General features: G+C 72.5%; 25 protein-coding genes. 1 reads left to right on the forward strand and 24 read right to left on the reverse strand.

Annotated features, from left to right (window positions below):
- Window positions 1-97 precede the first annotated feature (97 nt).
- The 19 genes from ACFYWS_RS38640 to ACFYWS_RS38730 form a co-directional block, all read right to left on the reverse strand.
- Window positions 98-628, reverse strand: coding sequence for a hypothetical protein (locus tag ACFYWS_RS38640; protein WP_054219718.1), 531 nt, complete (start codon window positions 626-628; stop codon window positions 98-100).
- Window positions 625-1,314 carry a hypothetical protein gene (locus tag ACFYWS_RS38645; RefSeq protein WP_389284331.1) on the reverse strand — a complete coding sequence of 230 codons (690 nt, stop codon included), beginning with the start codon at window positions 1,312-1,314 and terminating at the stop codon, window positions 625-627. Before ACFYWS_RS38645 ends, ACFYWS_RS38640 begins: the two co-directional genes overlap by 4 nt.
- The gene (locus ACFYWS_RS38650; protein WP_389284333.1) at window positions 1,311-1,832 is read right to left on the reverse strand and encodes a hypothetical protein; all 522 of its coding nucleotides are present in this window, start codon (window positions 1,830-1,832) and stop codon (window positions 1,311-1,313) included. Before ACFYWS_RS38650 ends, ACFYWS_RS38645 begins: the two co-directional genes overlap by 4 nt.
- Before the next feature lie 103 nt (window positions 1,833-1,935).
- Window positions 1,936-2,349: an NUDIX domain-containing protein gene (locus ACFYWS_RS38655; RefSeq protein ID WP_389284335.1), complete on the reverse strand. Its 414-nt coding sequence runs from the start codon at window positions 2,347-2,349 to the stop codon at window positions 1,936-1,938.
- A 22-nt stretch (window positions 2,350-2,371) separates the two neighbouring features.
- Window positions 2,372-2,551: a hypothetical protein gene (locus tag ACFYWS_RS38660; RefSeq protein WP_389284337.1), complete on the reverse strand. Its 180-nt coding sequence runs from the start codon at window positions 2,549-2,551 to the stop codon at window positions 2,372-2,374.
- Complete coding sequence (locus ACFYWS_RS38665) at window positions 2,551-3,036, reverse strand: hypothetical protein (protein ID WP_389284339.1); 486 nt, start codon at window positions 3,034-3,036, stop codon at window positions 2,551-2,553. Before ACFYWS_RS38665 ends, ACFYWS_RS38660 begins: the two co-directional genes overlap by 1 nt.
- A complete protein-coding gene (locus ACFYWS_RS38670) occupies window positions 3,036-3,242 on the reverse strand; it encodes a hypothetical protein (RefSeq protein ID WP_389284340.1) in 207 nt (68 codons plus the stop codon). The genes ACFYWS_RS38665 and ACFYWS_RS38670 overlap by 1 nt, the downstream gene beginning before the upstream one ends.
- Window positions 3,243-3,263: 21 nt before the next feature.
- On the reverse strand, window positions 3,264-3,542 hold the full coding sequence (locus ACFYWS_RS38675) for a hypothetical protein (protein WP_389284342.1): 279 nt from the start codon (window positions 3,540-3,542) through the stop codon (window positions 3,264-3,266).
- Complete coding sequence (locus ACFYWS_RS38680) at window positions 3,539-3,979, reverse strand: hypothetical protein (RefSeq protein WP_389284344.1); 441 nt, start codon at window positions 3,977-3,979, stop codon at window positions 3,539-3,541. The genes ACFYWS_RS38675 and ACFYWS_RS38680 overlap by 4 nt, the downstream gene beginning before the upstream one ends.
- On the reverse strand, window positions 3,976-4,653 hold the full coding sequence (locus ACFYWS_RS38685) for a GGDEF domain-containing protein (protein ID WP_389284346.1): 678 nt from the start codon (window positions 4,651-4,653) through the stop codon (window positions 3,976-3,978). Before ACFYWS_RS38685 ends, ACFYWS_RS38680 begins: the two co-directional genes overlap by 4 nt.
- Before the next feature lie 90 nt (window positions 4,654-4,743).
- Window positions 4,744-5,049 (reverse strand): hypothetical protein, encoded by a 306-nt coding sequence (locus tag ACFYWS_RS38690; protein WP_389284348.1) that lies wholly within the window; start codon window positions 5,047-5,049, stop codon window positions 4,744-4,746.
- Between the two features lie 96 nt (window positions 5,050-5,145).
- Window positions 5,146-6,114, reverse strand: a complete 969-nt coding sequence (locus ACFYWS_RS38695) for an AAA family ATPase (RefSeq protein ID WP_389284350.1) — start codon at window positions 6,112-6,114, stop codon at window positions 5,146-5,148.
- Window positions 6,115-6,208: 94 nt separating this feature from the next.
- Window positions 6,209-6,376 carry a pRL2-8 gene (locus ACFYWS_RS38700; protein ID WP_266862570.1) on the reverse strand — a complete coding sequence of 56 codons (168 nt, stop codon included), beginning with the start codon at window positions 6,374-6,376 and terminating at the stop codon, window positions 6,209-6,211.
- A gap of 1 nt (window position 6,377) precedes the next feature.
- Entirely contained in the window at window positions 6,378-6,725 is a 348-nt protein-coding gene (locus ACFYWS_RS38705) for a hypothetical protein (protein WP_389284352.1), read from the reverse strand.
- Complete coding sequence (locus ACFYWS_RS38710) at window positions 6,722-7,228, reverse strand: hypothetical protein (RefSeq protein ID WP_389284354.1); 507 nt, start codon at window positions 7,226-7,228, stop codon at window positions 6,722-6,724. Before ACFYWS_RS38710 ends, ACFYWS_RS38705 begins: the two co-directional genes overlap by 4 nt.
- A 122-nt stretch (window positions 7,229-7,350) precedes the next feature.
- On the reverse strand, window positions 7,351-7,629 hold the full coding sequence (locus tag ACFYWS_RS38715) for a hypothetical protein (protein WP_389284356.1): 279 nt from the start codon (window positions 7,627-7,629) through the stop codon (window positions 7,351-7,353).
- A gap of 2 nt (window positions 7,630-7,631) precedes the next feature.
- On the reverse strand, window positions 7,632-8,156 hold the full coding sequence (locus ACFYWS_RS38720; RefSeq protein WP_389284358.1) for a hypothetical protein: 525 nt from the start codon (window positions 8,154-8,156) through the stop codon (window positions 7,632-7,634).
- 28 nt (window positions 8,157-8,184) lie between these two features.
- On the reverse strand, window positions 8,185-8,646 hold the full coding sequence (locus ACFYWS_RS38725; RefSeq protein ID WP_389284359.1) for an RRQRL motif-containing zinc-binding protein: 462 nt from the start codon (window positions 8,644-8,646) through the stop codon (window positions 8,185-8,187).
- Window positions 8,647-8,908: 262 nt separating this feature from the next.
- Entirely contained in the window at window positions 8,909-9,697 is a 789-nt protein-coding gene (locus ACFYWS_RS38730) for a hypothetical protein (RefSeq protein WP_389284360.1), read from the reverse strand.
- Between the two features lie 90 nt (window positions 9,698-9,787).
- Here ACFYWS_RS38730 and ACFYWS_RS38735 point away from each other — a divergent pair, with 90 nt between their 5' ends.
- Complete coding sequence (locus ACFYWS_RS38735) at window positions 9,788-10,006, forward strand: hypothetical protein (protein WP_389284361.1); 219 nt, start codon at window positions 9,788-9,790, stop codon at window positions 10,004-10,006.
- Window positions 10,007-10,085: 79 nt separating this feature from the next.
- Here ACFYWS_RS38735 and ACFYWS_RS38740 read toward each other — a convergent pair whose 3' ends face one another.
- The 5 genes from ACFYWS_RS38740 to ACFYWS_RS38760 form a co-directional block, all read right to left on the reverse strand.
- Window positions 10,086-10,583, reverse strand: a complete 498-nt coding sequence (locus ACFYWS_RS38740) for a hypothetical protein (protein WP_389284363.1) — start codon at window positions 10,581-10,583, stop codon at window positions 10,086-10,088.
- Between the two features lie 85 nt (window positions 10,584-10,668).
- Window positions 10,669-10,863, reverse strand: a complete 195-nt coding sequence (locus ACFYWS_RS38745) for a hypothetical protein (RefSeq protein ID WP_389284365.1) — start codon at window positions 10,861-10,863, stop codon at window positions 10,669-10,671.
- Window positions 10,864-10,907: 44 nt separating this feature from the next.
- Window positions 10,908-11,096, reverse strand: a complete 189-nt coding sequence (locus ACFYWS_RS38750) for a hypothetical protein (protein WP_389284366.1) — start codon at window positions 11,094-11,096, stop codon at window positions 10,908-10,910.
- Window positions 11,097-11,136: 40 nt separating this feature from the next.
- Window positions 11,137-13,428 carry a winged helix-turn-helix domain-containing protein gene (locus ACFYWS_RS38755; protein ID WP_389284367.1) on the reverse strand — a complete coding sequence of 764 codons (2,292 nt, stop codon included), beginning with the start codon at window positions 13,426-13,428 and terminating at the stop codon, window positions 11,137-11,139.
- Between the two features lie 85 nt (window positions 13,429-13,513).
- Window positions 13,514-13,960, reverse strand: a complete 447-nt coding sequence (locus ACFYWS_RS38760; protein ID WP_389284369.1) for a conjugal transfer protein TraB — start codon at window positions 13,958-13,960, stop codon at window positions 13,514-13,516.
- Window positions 13,961-13,962 lie beyond the last annotated feature (2 nt).

Here is a 13,962-nt window from a genome sequence, read left to right on the forward strand (position 1 = left end):
GTGCCGGACGGCGCGGAGTTGACGGCTCTGCCTCCAGAAACGAAAAAAGCCCTGCCTCCGGCACGGGGCCGGAGGCAGGGCTTCGGGTGGAGCAGGGTCAGGTCGCCCAGGTCGCGGGCGCACCGTCTTCGTCGGGGTTGGGGAGGCCGGCGGCGGTCGCCGGGGCGGCGGGGTGTCGCAGGGCCGTGATCGGGATGGCGCCGGGCTCGGTGCTGGGTGCCCAGACCATGCGCCAGGTGTCGTCCCACTCGCATCCGCAGCCGTGTTCGGGGTGCGGGTGCCGTAAGAAGGCGCCGTGGGTGTGGACGGCGCGCGGGATGCGGGGGATGAGCACCGCCGGGTCGTCGCCGGGGTAGAGGTGCAGGTTCCGCCAGCCGTGGGTCCGGGCCATGTACGCGGCGGCGGCCTCGATGACGTCGGCCCACCGCTGGTGCCCGAGGACCAGGAAGCCGACCGGGTAAAGGTCATCGTCGGCTCCGTCGATCCCGGCGACGAACAGGCCCTGGTGGGCGATGAACCCGTGGTCGGCCGCGCCGTCGGCGCAGGGCGTCCAGAGCTGTTCGGCGGGGTGCGTGGTGCCGTCGTCGCCCTCGCTGGTCTCGATCTCGTACAGGGCCGGGGCGGTCATGCGCTCACCCCCGCGACGGCCGCGTCCAGTAGCGCCACGGCGTCGGCCTCGTACGGGTCGACGAACAGCTGATGGTCGCTGACGTCGAACGGCGCGTACCGCGCGGAGACGCGGAAGCCGGGCACCGCGGTGGTCTCCCGGCCCTCCAGCGTGGCGGTGAGCCGGTCGTAGTCCTGCTGAGCGTGCCGGGTCTGGGTGTACGGGCCGACGCGCAGCAGGGTGAAGCCGTCGAGGCTGTCGTCGCGTCGGCGGGCCTCGATGTAGAGGGCGTAGTGCGCGAGCTCCATGCCGACGTCGTCGGGCAGGGGGAGGTTCGCGGCGGCGTGGGTGAGCATCGCGTATCCGGGCTGCCAGAAGCCGAGGATCGCGCTGGTCTCGCAGCGCAGCCAGCCGCGTTCGGTGTAGCCGAGCTGGCGGCCGTGGAGGTAGGCCGCGGCGTGCGGGGTGCCGGGGTGGACCAGGGCCACGGCGATCATCTCGGGGCCGTGGTCGTCGCCGGGCCGGATGTGCGCGCGCTCCACGAACGGCCCGACCCGCACGGCGATGTCCTGGGAGCCGCCGGGCGTCCAGGGCTGCGGGTTGCGTACGGCGGTGAGCATCGCGCGGAACTGGTCGACGACGGCCTGGTCCTCGGGGGAGAGGGCGCCGGGGGCGGTCCCGCAGCGGCGGAAGGTGGGGCGCTTCATCGGGTGGGCTCCTGTTCGGGGTTGCGGTTGGCCGTCGACGGGGCCGGGCTCAGGTAGCGGGCGGCGGTGTTCACGAACTGGTCGTGCGCGACCTTCGCGGCCTCGCGGGCGGCGGTCAGGTCTTCGGTGGTGGCGTACGCGTCCCGGATCGCGTAGGTGAGCGTGATCATGCGGTCGGCGGCGGCGCGCACGGCCTGGTCCTCGAAGAGGACGCGCAGGGCGACCAGCGGGCGGGTGACCGCGCTGCGGGTCATGTGGCTCTCGCCGCGCAGGGTCTCGATCCGCTCGGAGCCGGCGCCCGTGAGGACGGCGTCGCCGCGCCTCCACATCGCCGTGCGGTGGTCGCTGGCGGCGCAGGCCAGCGCGGTGACGGCTTCCAGCCGGTCGCGGCGGATCGCCTCGCCGTGGCTGACGCGCACCGACCGTTCGGCGGCGCGCTCCGCGAAGCGACCGCTGACGATCGCGCCCAGCAGGGTGGCGACGATGGTGAGTGCGGCGGTGATGAGGGTGGCTAACACGCGGGGCCTCTCGGTGTGCTGATGGGTGGTGAGAACGGGGAAGCGCCGCACCCCCGGCCTTCCGGTCGGGGGTGCGGCGCTTCGGGGCTCGCTGCGGTGTGGCTCAGGAGGTCGTGGCCGCGCGGAGGATGTCGGCGTGGTCGAACGCGAGTTGTTCCGGCAGGGCGTCCAAGGGCCACCAGCGGGCGGTGCGGGCGTCGTCCCCGGCGGCGATGGGAGTGCCGGCGGGGACGACGGCGAGGTAGGCGTCGGTGCTGTACCTGCCGCGCGGGTCGCGGCCCGGCTGGTCCCAGGTGCCGATCGTGCGCAGCTGGTCGGGGTCGACGCGGACCCCGGTCTCCTCCAGAAGCTCCCGGGCGGCCGCCATGCGGCTGGTCTCTCCTTCGTCCTGGTGGCCGCCTGGCAAAGCCCAGGCGCCCTCGAACGGCGGCCAGTCGCGCTCGATCAGCAGGACGTTGCCGTCGGGAGTCAGGGCGACCACGTCGGCGGTGTAGCGGGTGGTCTCGGTCTCGGGCATGTGCACCTCTCGGTGAAGTGGATCAGTGGGTGGTGGTGTCGGTGACCACGAGGAACTGGTCACTGCCGAGGTCCATCACGACCCGGGCGTCGGTGCCCTGAGCGCGCTGGGCAGCGGCGTACGCTTCGGCCGGCCAGGAGCCGCGGGGGCCTCCGGCGGGGAAACGTTCCAGGACGGTGCGGGAGGGCGCGACGGTGGCCATCAGGCGTCACCGCCGTTCACGCGCTCGTCGATGTCGATGAGGGTGGCGATGGCGTCGGGGTTGTCGGCCAGGCCGACCCACCGGCCGCTCGCGGTGAAGACGGGGACCTGGTCGTGGTCTCCGTCGAAGACGACGACGTAGTCGGCGTACCGGTCGAGGACCATGTCGCTCAGGACCGGGATGAGCGCGGTGTCCAGGACCTCCAGGCCGTCGACGGTGAGGTGGGCGTCCTCGCCGGGCGCCTGCGGCTGGACCAGGGTTCCGGTGACGCGCAGCAGGTCGCCGGGCTGTATGCCGGTGAGCAGCGCGTGGGTGATCCGGGGGTCGCCGCTGGTGCAGGAGACGACCGTGTCGGGCGCGTCGTCGGCGAGGGTGTCGATGTCGGCGGGCCGGACGATCAGGTCGAAGGTGGCCGTGTCCGAGCTGCGGCCGGGGGTGGGGATGGCGTCGACCCAGCCGTCGACGGCGCAGTGCTTGGTGTCCATCAGCTGGCCTCCGCCAGGGTCTCGGTGGGGCGAGGGGAGCGGGGTCGGGGGGTGCGCTGCGCGAGCACCAGGAGCTCGCAGTTGCGCTTCTGCTCAGCGGGCGTGAGCGGCCGGGCCTTCGCGGTGCCGTGGCGGTGCCAGAGCGGAGAGGCCGGCGGTTCGGGGTAGGCGAGCGTGTGGTCGACGTTGCGGTCGGTGCTGCTCATGGGGACCTCCGGGGGGAGGGGTCAGGCGTGGGTGGCGCGCTTGGTGCTCTTGGACTGGGTGTCGGAGGCGAACCTGCCGAGGCGGGCCTCAACGGGGTTCGCGGCGATCCAGTCCTCAGCGCACGCCTTGTGGACGGGCTCCCCGGCGTGGGAGCGCATCGGCGTGGGCTTCTCGCACAGCACGCAGGGGCGGTCCTGCCAGCGGTCGTAGTGCTGGCTGTCGCGCCATTCGAGGAGCGCGCCGGGAGCCGGGACCAGGCCCGGCTCGAACGGCTTCTTCTTGTCTCCGGTGCGGGTCACGGCCGGAAGTCGGGCAGCTGCTGGAACACGCGCTCCAGTAGGTCCGGTGTCGGCTTCCACGGCACGACCTGCCCGCGCGCGGGGACGGGCAGGGGCAGCTCCTGGACGTCGGCGAGCACCAGGTGCCAGGAGTCCGGGTGCGCCCACTGCGAGCAGAGTGGCGCTCCCTCGAGGTCCTGGTGGCAGTCGGTGATCCGGGCGACGCCGACGACCGCTCCGGTGACCAGCTGGCGGTCGCGGATCGTGCGGCCGATCAGCGGGACGCGCAGGGCGGGCCGCTCCACGGTCTGGCTCGTGTGCAGCAGCACCCAGCCGGTCCGCCACCGGGCGGGCCGGTTCTCCACCGTCTTGGCTCCGGCGAGGATGCAGGCCGCGTACGGCTGCCGGATGCTGATGCCGCGGATCCAGTCGCCCTCGGGCAGGGGCGCGATGCTCATGCGGCCCGCCCCCACACGGCCGTACCCGGACGCCCGGCCCGGCGGCCGTTGATGGACGGCACGGCAACGTGCTGCGCCGTCGCGAAGGCCGCGCGGCCGGAGTGCTTGCCGTCATAGAGGGCGGCATCGGCGGCCCTCTGGAGCACGGTCAGGTCGCGGGAGCCGACCGAGGCCGGGGCCGCGGCGCCGACCGAGGCGGCGACGTCGACGGTGCGGCCGTCGTCCAGAGTGACCGGGGTGTGCAGCATCCGGACCAGCTGCTCCAGGCGGTGCGCGCGGCGGTCGGAGGTCAGCTCCAGGACCACGGCGAACTCATCGCCCCCGAGCCTGCCCACGGACGCGCGCGGGCCCGCCCAGGCGGTGAGCCGGGCTCCGATCGCGGCGAGGACCGTGTCCCCGGCCGCATGGCCCATGCCGTCATTGATCTGCTTGAAGTGGTCGGCGTCGACCATGACCACGGTCACCTTGTCGCCGTGGCGGGCCAGGAGCCGGCGGGCACGGGCGGTGTAGGCGTCGCGGCGCAGCAGGCCGGTCAGCGGGTCCTTCCGGGTGGCCGCGAGTTTGCGGTGCAGCGCCAGGGCGTGCACGGTCCAGCCGGTGAGCGGCAGGGCGGCGGTGGTGATCAGGAGGGTGCGCGGGCCGATCCGGCCCTGTACGCGCAGAACGGAGTCCATACTGAGGATCTCCCTCTCGTCTCGTACGGGTTGGGTGGGCCCGGGGCAGCCGTCGAAGCCGCCAAGCAGAGCGGCTGTCCCGGGGCAGAGCTACATCTCGAAGGGCTTGGAGTTGAGCCAGCTGTACGGGCTCCTCCAGGGGCCGGCCGTCGCGGCGGGCCAGTCGAGCTCCCAGCCGGGCCGGTATCCACAGGCGCACCAGCCGCCCGGACCTCCGTGGGGAATCTCGCGTCCGGCTTCGGCTGCGGCGCGCGCCGCGTCGTAGACCTCGTGCGCGGCCTTCACGGCGGCGCTGCGGCTGTCCGCCCAGCCGGTGAAGACGTGCACGCCTTCCAGGCCGGGTGTCTCGGTGCTCCGTATAGGGACGTCGACCTCGTAGTACGGGGGCTGGGTCATGACGTCCATCTCCTCTCGTGATCGCGGCGGTTGAGGGACCACCGCGACCGCCCCGGTCCCGGCGGTGAGCCGGGGCCGGGGCAGCACGGAGATCCGTCAGCCTCGGATCGCTTCGAGGGCCTGCTCTTCGAGGTCGGCGCGCCCGTCGGGGTCGTCGTCCTGGTCGTCGTCCTGGTCGTCGTCGTTCGGGCCGTGGACGGTGCAGACGATGTCCTCGTCGTCGTCCAGGTCGCCGTTCAGCGCGCGGAACAGGCAGGTGACGCTGTACGCGGGCACCCAGGCGTAGCCGGTGCATTCGTCGTCGTCCGGGCACGGCACCATCACGTCGAACCCGACGTCGCCCTCACCGTCCACGTCGGTGCGCAGGGCGAGGGTGAGGTACATCTGACCGAGGCGGATCTCCGCGACGCGGTCGCCGCCGGCGACGTTCGAGCCGGGCTTCCACCGCCACAGCGGCAGGATCTCCTCGCCGAAGGTCCGCCGTACGAGGTTCAGTTCGCCCAGGCCGTCGCTGCCGTCCAGTCCGAGGTCGGCTTGCCGCGCCCCGCTCAGGCGCTCCAGGAACGGCAGCAGCCGGTAGAGGCTGTCGGAGAAGACGACCTCGGGGAAGCCCTCCGCCTTGAGAGTCCGATGGGAGTCGACCATGTCCTGGCGCTGCTTGACGACTACGTCCTCCGGCACCGTGCGGTTGGCCAGCCTCGGGCCCTGCCGCTCGATGCAGACGCTGCCGGGCGTGGTGACCATGACCGCGATGGGAAGCATGTCGTGCCGCTTGGCGGCGGCGACCAGCGGCTCCCTGGCTGCTGCCGTGACGTTGGTCGCGTCGACGACGGTGAACAGCCGGCGGCGCATCCTCGCCTCCAGGAGCAGGTGCAGGGCGGCGACCGCGTCGCCGGTCGCGTCCTGGTCGCCCGCGTCGTCGCTGACGACCTCGCGCAGCGCGTCCAGGGACAGGACCTGAGAGGCGGGCCAGGTGCGCGCGATCGTGGACTTCCCGGCGCCGGACGGGCCGATGAGGACCACGAGGCTGTGCTCGGGCATCTCCGGGTAGATCAGCTCGGTCATGCGAGATCTCCTTGCGGGTGAGGGTGCCGGGCAGCCCGGATGAGGCGCTGCCCGGCGTGGGAGGTGAGCAGTACGGCGGCTTCGCGCAGCGCCGTCAGCGGACGATCATGTGGTTGGGGTGGCCGTTGTTCATGTGGTCCACGCACTGCGGGCAGTCCTGACGCGGGCCGAGCCCGGCGTGGGCCTCGCGGCTGGCGTACGCGTGGAACCAGCACTGCGTGCACTGCCCCCGGGGAGGATTCGTTGCCTTCGCGCTCGCCATCTCAGATGTCTCCCTGCGGGTGAAGGGAGCGGGAAGCCCAGATGAGGCGCTGCCCGGCGTTGTCGGTGATCAGGGCGGCGGCTTCGTGCAGCGGGCAGGAGGCGTCTCCGTCGCGGTCCGGCTCGATCTGCTCGGCACGGCGCGCGGCGGCGGTGAGCAGCTGCGCGACGGCCGCGATGAAGCCGCCGGGCGGGTCGGTGTCCTCGATGAGCTCGCCCAGGATCGCGGCGAGCTCCTCCTGGTCGACGTCGTCGGCGCTGAGGTCGTCCTCGATCTGCTGGAGGGCCAGCGAGGCGATCCCGACCGAGGCGCGCACGCGTTCCAGTCGCGTACGGGTCCGGCCGGTCACCGGGCGGTGGCCTTGGTCGTGGCGATGAGCGCGGCGACGGTCTCCCAGCCGTGGTGCCAGGAGTTGTCGAGGTGGAAGGCGCCGTTCATGCCGAAGTCAGCCAGCTTGTAGAAGTTGGTCTTGCCGGTCTTGTCGGCGAGCTTCTCCAGAACCCCGTGGCCCGGCACCCGGCGGTCCGCGATGTAGTGCGTACCGAACGACAGGGCGAGCGCGGCCGCGGCCGCGCCGGGGTGGACCCGGATGCCCAGCGCGCGGGCCCCGAGTCCGGCGACGATCGCCTGCGTGGTCGTGTAGGTGAGGCAGTGGTGAAGGCACGCCTTGCGGCCGTCGGCGGTGCCGTGGGTGGTCTTCTCCTTGCTGGCCGGGTCCTCGTAGGTGACCGGGGCGGCGTCGGAGGCTCCCTTCACGCGGGCGCAAAAGTCGTTCTGTACCCAGAAGTCGCCGATGGCGCTGGCGGCGCGGGTCAGTCCGAGCAGGGCGGCGAAGGTGGCGGGACGGTGCATGCTGGGGTTCTCCTGATCTCGATTGCGGGTGAAGGGAGCGGGGCGGCCGGCCTCTTTGCCGATGCTGCGGTCGACCCCGTGTGCGCCTCCGCCCCGGCCTGTGTGGTCGGGGTGGAGGTCGTTCAGAACGGCGGTTCGTCGGGCCAGGCCGGGATGGGCAGGATCCGGATTCGGAGCTCGCGCCGCTCGGACCAGCAGCCGCACGCCTCCATCTCCGGGTTCGCACCGCCGACCCACCAGCCGCCCGCGCCCCGGCAGTCGGGGCAGGAGCGGCGGGCGACGGGCGTGAGGTGGATGCGGTGCCGGTCGGCGTGCAGCTGCCAGTGACCGGCCTTGAGGACGGCGGCGGCGAGCGTGACGGGCACGGCGGCCGCGACCAGCAGGGCGGTTCGAGCGCGCACGGTCAGGGCCGGCCGAAGGGCTGGACGGTGAAGCGGGTGCCCTGTCCGGAGCTGGTGGGCGTCGCGGTGAGGAAGCCGGGTTCGGCTTGCGCGAGGGACGCCAGCAGCGCCTTGATCCAGTCGGTGGGGCGCTGGACGTCGACGCGCAACGCATTGAAGTCGGCGAGGTGCACCGGGCGCGGTGCCGTGCCGTAGCGGTGGCGCCACAGCCGGGTGCGGATCAGTTCGACGGCCTCCGGGTCGTCGGGCCGGGCGGGCACGCCGCGCGGCATCGCCCGGCAGGCCGTGGCGTGCGCGTTGGCGTCCTTGGCGGCCTCCGCCTCCGACATGGGGTTGTGGCCGGCGTTCTGGTCCGCGCGGTAGGTGCAGCCCAGGCAGGCCGCGGCGTAGTGCGCGGTGCCCCGGTCGGCGTCGGCGGTGTAGACGAGGACGGTCGCGCCTTCCAGCGCCCGGTAGCGCTGGGAGACGACCGTGCCCTCCGGCGTCCAGGTCTCAGGCGCGGGGGCGGTGCGGGTGAACAGTGGCACGGTGACTCTCCTTGACGGGGTTCGTTGATCAGGCGGCGAGCCGGTGGACCACCGGCGCCGTGGAGGCGAGATAGGTGTCCGGGCTGGGCTCGTAGCCCCGGGCGCAGGGGTCGCAGCAGCCCTGGGTGCGCAGCGGGAGGCAGAAGTAGTACCGGCGCCCGCACTCCGGGCACGTGGACCGCGCGGCCATCGCCCGGTCCAGCGCCTCTTCCTGCGCCAACGTCGGCGTGCGCTTCGGCCGGGCGAGCGCCACGCTGTAGAGCCAGGCCCGGGTGGGATGGATACACGCCTGGTCGGGCCGGTACGAGCAGCCCTTGCAGCGCAGCACCGCGACCGGTCCGTGTCCGCCGGGGCTCAGTCCGAGTTCGCGTAACTGCCGCCGGGTGACCAGGCCCTCGGGACAAGCGCGCCGGTCGAACTCCTCCAGCGTCGCGGTGCTGCGCGGCACGCGCTTGATCTCGCGGCGGCGCTTCTTCCGGGGGCGGGGCATCACCGGCTCCAGGCGCCGGGGAGCTGGTGGGGGCGGTGCGGGTAGCGGGGGCCGGGACGCTGCGGGCGGGGCCGGCCGATCCGGCGGCGCGGGCGGGGAATGAGCACGAGCGGGTCCTCCTGATGTCGGTGGACAGCACGCACCGCGCCCCGCCGACGTCGTGCTGCTGTCAGCGGGGCGCGGAGCGAGGCGGCCGGTCGGCCTGTCCAGCCCTCGCCCACCCGAGCGAGGGTGGGCGAGGACCAGGCGGAGCGACCGGAGGTCAGTCCCGGAAGGGGCAGCCGGTGTGCGGGTGCTGTTCTGCGGCCGGGGCCGGGGCCGGCGGCTGGACGGGGACGTGGATCTCGGGCTTGACCGTGACCTTCGCGGGACGCCCGGCGACGACGCGGCGGCGCAGGGTCAGGCCGCGCATCGCGAACGCCGACAGGAACGTCCAGGCGAGGACGGCGAGCCCGGCCGCGACGGTGCGGCCGGCCTCCGGGGTGGTCGTCCAGACCATGAACACCGTGGCCGCGCCCCACGCCGTCCACATCGCCCGCACCCCGTTGTTCCGGGAGAGGTAGCCGAGGACCAGGCCGACGATGCCGGTGAGCAGCCACAGCGTGTAGACGGTGGAACCTTCGACGGCGAGGCCGGCGGAGTGCTGCGCGATGTACGTGCGCACCGGCTGGTCGACGACGGCGGCGACCCCGCTGGAGGTGTCGACGCCGACCTGCACCTTGGGCACGGCGGTGAGGATCTGGTGCAGCGCCTGGAGGACGACTTCGCCGGCGGCCTTGGCCATCAGCACGACGAAGGACACCCCGGCGACCATCAGCACGGCGCGGATCCAGGGGGCCATGTACCGCGGGCCGTCCTCGGGGGCGCGCAGGACGTCCTGCCACATCTCGTAGAGGACGCCGTCGACGTCCCAGGCCCGGTTCCACCCCTCACGCAGCCGCTCGCGCAGCACGGCGAACCGCGGCTCCTTGGGCGGCGCCTTCGGGAACGGCACGGGGAGGTAGGTGGGCTCCTGGCGGTCGGGGCGGGGGGTGTTGTCGTTGGACTGCACGGTCAACTCCAAGGTGTCGATGTGGTGTTCACGGAGCGTGCGAGTGGGACAAGCTGTGTGCGACAGGACCGGAGAGGGGAGGCGGCTGCGATGGGGTGGTTCACCCGCGAAGAGCCGGAGGAAGTCGTCTTCGAAGAGGTCGTGGACACGGACGGGACGATCTGGCCCGCGTACACCGACGACGACGGCGTGCTGTGGATCGACGTGGACTACGACGTCGAGGTGACGATCAACGGGGCGATCGTCGGCGGCCAGATCCGGGGTGCCGAGGTCGACGGCGACGGTCGGATCTGGATCGACTACGACTGATCCGCGAGGCCGGACGGCCTGTCCCGCACCCGAAGCCCGGCCTGCGGGCGAGTCGGATACGAGGCAGGGCGCCCGGAGTTCAGCGGACGTCGTTGCGGGTGCGGGAGAACATCCCGCGCTGGTTGCTGGTGTTGTTGATCTGCGTGTTCTGGGTGACCGGCCCCTCGAACACGTTCTTCGTGACCGCGCTGCGGGCCCTGTTGATCGCGCCGCCGATCGCGGTGGCGACCATGGCGACGCCCGCGAACGGCAAGGTCACCATGAGCACGCCGTAGAGCGTGACGGAGGCCAGTCCCTGGAGCACGAGCCAGGCCCCGCAGCCGATGCCGGTGATGCCGGCGCCCACACCGATCGAGGCCACCGCGATCCCGGCCGCCCACGCGGGGACGATCCGCTTGTCGTCCTGATGGACGGGCGGGGTGTCGCCGTACGCGGGGAGCTTGGTGTCGTCGCGGAACGACGTCGGCATGTGCCGTACGGGCGGCAGCTCGGTCTGGAAGGACCGGGCGATGATCCGCTCGGCTTCGGCCCTGGCCTCGTCGTCGGTGAGCGGGCGGGTGATGTGGTCGAAGTCCACGGTGATCTCCGTTTCGGGGCAGACGCGGGCGCCCTCCCCGCCGGATCGGCAGGGAGGGCGCAAGAGGTTGGGGGAGCGGGCGAGGCTACTGCTGGTCGGCAGCATCCTCGAGCGCGCTGACCGTCGGGTACTGCGCCAGCGGCCGGCGGTCCTCGGAGCGGACCACCAGGCCGTTGCGGCGGCCGGTGCGCAGCAGCTCGGTGACGAGCGCGCGGGCCTCGGGGCTGGCCGCCAGGACGTCGGCCGCGTCGTCGACCAGGAGCACCAGGGGGCGGTTCATCGTCGTGTTCTCCTTCGCGTTCGGGTGGGACGGAATCGGGCGGGTCAGAAGCTGCTGATCCAACCGGTGAGCGAGGACATGGCGCCGGTGATCGTGGGGGCGATGCCGGTGTTGGCGAGGAAGAAGCCGAACAGGCAGACGGCGATGCCCGGCATGATCCGCTGGTAGCCGGTGCGCACGAGGACGAAGACGATGATGCCGAGCAGGACGACCAGGGAGATCGACAGGGCCACGGGTATCGGTTTCCTTCGGTGAGTGGATGGTGGGGACAGGTCAGCTGTCGGCGCGCTGCCAGACTCCGCGCTTGACGGTCTTGGCCAGGCCCTTCGCCTTGAGCTGGGAGCAGGCGTTGCTGACGCTGGAGGGCTGGAAGCCGGGCAGCGCCTCGCGCAGGTCCTTGAGGCTCACGGGTCCGTCGGCGAGCAGGTCGAGGATCTGGTCCTGGAGGCCGGGCTCCTCGCCGGGGTCGTTGCTGAGGCCGAACGGAATGTCGGCGAACGGGCCCGCGAACGGGACAGGGGCTTCGCCACCGTCGCCGTCGCTGTCGTCGTCCGGGGCCGGGCCGCCGGCCGCCGGGGTGCTGCCGGGCGCGTCGGAGAACGCCTGGGCGAGGGTGTCGCAGTCGGCGTACGGGTTGGTGTGCCGCACGCCGTAGATCGCGGCCCCGGCCTGTGCGGCCTTGGCCTCGCCCTCGGTGAGCCCGTTTGCCGGTGCGTCGCCGTACAGGGCGATCAGGTCGGGGTAGACGCCGTCGACCTTCTCCGCGAAGAACGTGCGCATGAACTTCGCCCGGCCGTCGAGGAACATGTACGCCATGCCCGCGGTGGACTCGCCGTCCTCGTCGTCCTTGCCGGAGAACAGCGCCTCGATCTGCCCGTTCTCGTAGATCCGGGCGGGGATGTTCTCCATCTGGAAACCGGCCGGGGCGATGCCGTCCAGGCCCATCTCTTTGGTGGAGGAGGAGGCGGTGCGCATGAGGAACAGCGCGCCGACCTTGCCCTGCTGGCGGATCGCGTCGTCGTCACCGAGGTCCTTGAGGTGCAGGGACTGCACGGCGAGCCGGATGCCGATGCCGACCTTGCGGCCGGTCTTCTGGATGTCGGCGATGAGGTAGGCGGTGGCCTTGCGCATCGCTTCGTCCGGGTGGGACAGCAGCCGGTTGATCTCGTCCAGCGTGATGTTGATGAGCGGCCACGGCCGCCCGAGCGCGAAGTCGCCGCGCCCCATCTCGTTGGACAGCCGCTCGCGGTACTTCATGACCGCGTGCGCGGCCGTGAGCATCAGCAGCGTCTCCACTGGGCCCTTGGCGAACCAGTCGACCCTGCCCTCCGCCTCGGGCAGCGACATGCCGCCTTGGACGTCGCCGACCCAGGAGACGACGCCTGAGCGCTTCTCCGCGGCGAGGATCAGGTTCTGCAGGACCGACTTGCCCGCGCCGGTGACGCCGGCGGTGATGCCGCGTAGCGCGCCCTGGCTCGGATCCCACAGCCGCATCCGGGCGGGCTTCCCGTCGTGGCAGACGCCGATGGTGACGCGGCCCTTGGAGTCCATCGTCAGGTCTTCGACGGTGGCCTTGCGGACCTTCATCAGCGGGTTCGTCTTGTAGATGGAGACGACGCCCTGGCGGATGCCGTCGGTCTCGATGACCAGCCGGGACGGGTCGTCGATGCCGAAGGCGGAGCAGATCGCCGTGTGCGGCAGGTGGATCTCCTTGCCCGGAGGCGAGGCGACCAGCAGCACGATGCGGTGCCCTTCGGCCCGGTAGTCGAGCAGTTCGACACCGGGGGCGGCCTTGCCCGGGGCGGAGACCGAGGTCTCCCACAGCCCGCGGATGCCTTCGGCGACGGCTTCGACGTCTTCGGAGGTGGGGCGGGCGACCAGGCGCATCCGGCCGGGCCCGGAGCCCTGGACGGGCCGCATCTTCACGGTGCCGACCGGGAAGTCGAACGCGGCGGCCAGCTGCACCTCGGTGAAGGTGGGCACCGCCTTCCCGGCCTGGGCGACGACGACGGCCTCGAAGTCCGGGCGGTCGGCGCGGTACGGGGTGATGGACACGAGCCGGGTGCCGTCGCCGGTGGCCTGCTGCCACTTCGCGGCGAGGAACTCGGTGTACGTCAGCTCCCGGGCGGGGCCCTGCTGCTCCTGGTGCTCGCTGAGCTCCAGGATCAGGCCGGCGCTACGGGTGAGTGGCGCCATCCATCCCATCAGGCCCGCCCACGCGGCGGGGGCGACGACCTCCCACCAGTTGAAGCCGGGGGTGATCAGGTTCGCCACGTAAGTGCCGGCGGCCGTCAGGAACGGGATCGCCCGCTGCGCCCGGGTCAGCATGCCCAGGCCCTGGTCGGGGTCCTTGGTCTTCGCGTACAGCCAGGCGAGGGTGCCCAGTCCGATCCCGCCGGAGGCGAGGTAGGACCAGGCGCTGTCGTCCAGCTGCGGGCCGACGGCCATGCCCGCGGCCGCGAGGGCGTAGGAGGTGCGTTCGGCCAGGACACGCCGGTAGATGACGTGGCCCGGGACGGCCTTGGTGGTGTCGACGGCCGGGGCCGCCTGGTCGATGGTGCTCAACACAGCCTCCGTATCGGGGCAGGGCGCGGCCGGGGCCGCGCCCGGGTGTCCGGGTGCGGCCCCTGCTGCGCGGGGGTGGGGTGGGTCAGCGGCGGCGGCCGGAGCGCCGGTAGAACCCGGGCTTGGCCTGGCGGACTCCGGAGCCGTTGGAGGCTTCGTAGCCGGGGCGGTACTCCCGCTCGTGCGCGCCGTTGAAGCCGCGGGCGTCGGTGTCGACGGAGTCGGCGGCGTTGACCATCTCGCCGGACGCCTCCGCGACGCCGGTGAGGGCGGTGGAGGTGTCCTCGATCATCGAGGTGAACTGGGGCTCGACTTCGGCCTGGCCGCACATCTCCGACAGGCGCATGGCCGCGTTGGCGTTGGCCTGCATGTGGGAGCGGAGCAGGTGCATGCCCTCCTTGAGGAAGAGGGCGGAGGCGGCGAGCTTGGCGGTCCGGCCCGCGAGGGCGAGGAAGCCGTTGCCGTTGCTGGCGTTGCCGGTGTTGGCGACGCCGTTGTTCATGCCCGGGATGGCGGGGAGGTTGTCGCTCACGT

The sequence above is a fragment of the Streptomyces sp. NPDC002795 genome (assembly GCF_042888725.1).
Taxonomy (GTDB): domain Bacteria; phylum Actinomycetota; class Actinomycetes; order Streptomycetales; family Streptomycetaceae; genus Streptomyces.

Coding starts and splice junctions, on each gene's coding strand:
- ACFYWS_RS38640 (WP_054219718.1), bottom strand. CDS start 628: ATGACCGCCCCGGCCCTGTACGAGATCGAGACCAGCGAGGGCGACGAC.
- ACFYWS_RS38690 (WP_389284348.1), bottom strand. CDS start 5,049: ATGACCCAGCCCCCGTACTACGAGGTCGACGTCCCTATACGGAGCACC.
- ACFYWS_RS38745 (WP_389284365.1), bottom strand. CDS start 10,863: ATGAACCGCCCCCTGGTGCTCCTGGTCGACGACGCGGCCGACGTCCTG.
- ACFYWS_RS38665 (WP_389284339.1), bottom strand. CDS start 3,036: ATGGACACCAAGCACTGCGCCGTCGACGGCTGGGTCGACGCCATCCCC.
- ACFYWS_RS38710 (WP_389284354.1), bottom strand. CDS start 7,228: ATGCACCGTCCCGCCACCTTCGCCGCCCTGCTCGGACTGACCCGCGCC.
- ACFYWS_RS38655 (WP_389284335.1), bottom strand. CDS start 2,349: ATGCCCGAGACCGAGACCACCCGCTACACCGCCGACGTGGTCGCCCTG.
- ACFYWS_RS38645 (WP_389284331.1), bottom strand. CDS start 1,314: ATGAAGCGCCCCACCTTCCGCCGCTGCGGGACCGCCCCCGGCGCCCTC.
- ACFYWS_RS38695 (WP_389284350.1), bottom strand. CDS start 6,114: ATGACCGAGCTGATCTACCCGGAGATGCCCGAGCACAGCCTCGTGGTC.
- ACFYWS_RS38700 (WP_266862570.1), bottom strand. CDS start 6,376: ATGGCGAGCGCGAAGGCAACGAATCCTCCCCGGGGGCAGTGCACGCAG.
- ACFYWS_RS38725 (WP_389284359.1), bottom strand. CDS start 8,646: ATGCCCCGCCCCCGGAAGAAGCGCCGCCGCGAGATCAAGCGCGTGCCG.
- ACFYWS_RS38680 (WP_389284344.1), bottom strand. CDS start 3,979: ATGAGCATCGCGCCCCTGCCCGAGGGCGACTGGATCCGCGGCATCAGC.
- ACFYWS_RS38685 (WP_389284346.1), bottom strand. CDS start 4,653: ATGGACTCCGTTCTGCGCGTACAGGGCCGGATCGGCCCGCGCACCCTC.
- ACFYWS_RS38735 (WP_389284361.1), top strand. CDS start 9,788: ATGGGGTGGTTCACCCGCGAAGAGCCGGAGGAAGTCGTCTTCGAAGAG.
- ACFYWS_RS38670 (WP_389284340.1), bottom strand. CDS start 3,242: ATGAGCAGCACCGACCGCAACGTCGACCACACGCTCGCCTACCCCGAA.
- ACFYWS_RS38660 (WP_389284337.1), bottom strand. CDS start 2,551: ATGGCCACCGTCGCGCCCTCCCGCACCGTCCTGGAACGTTTCCCCGCC.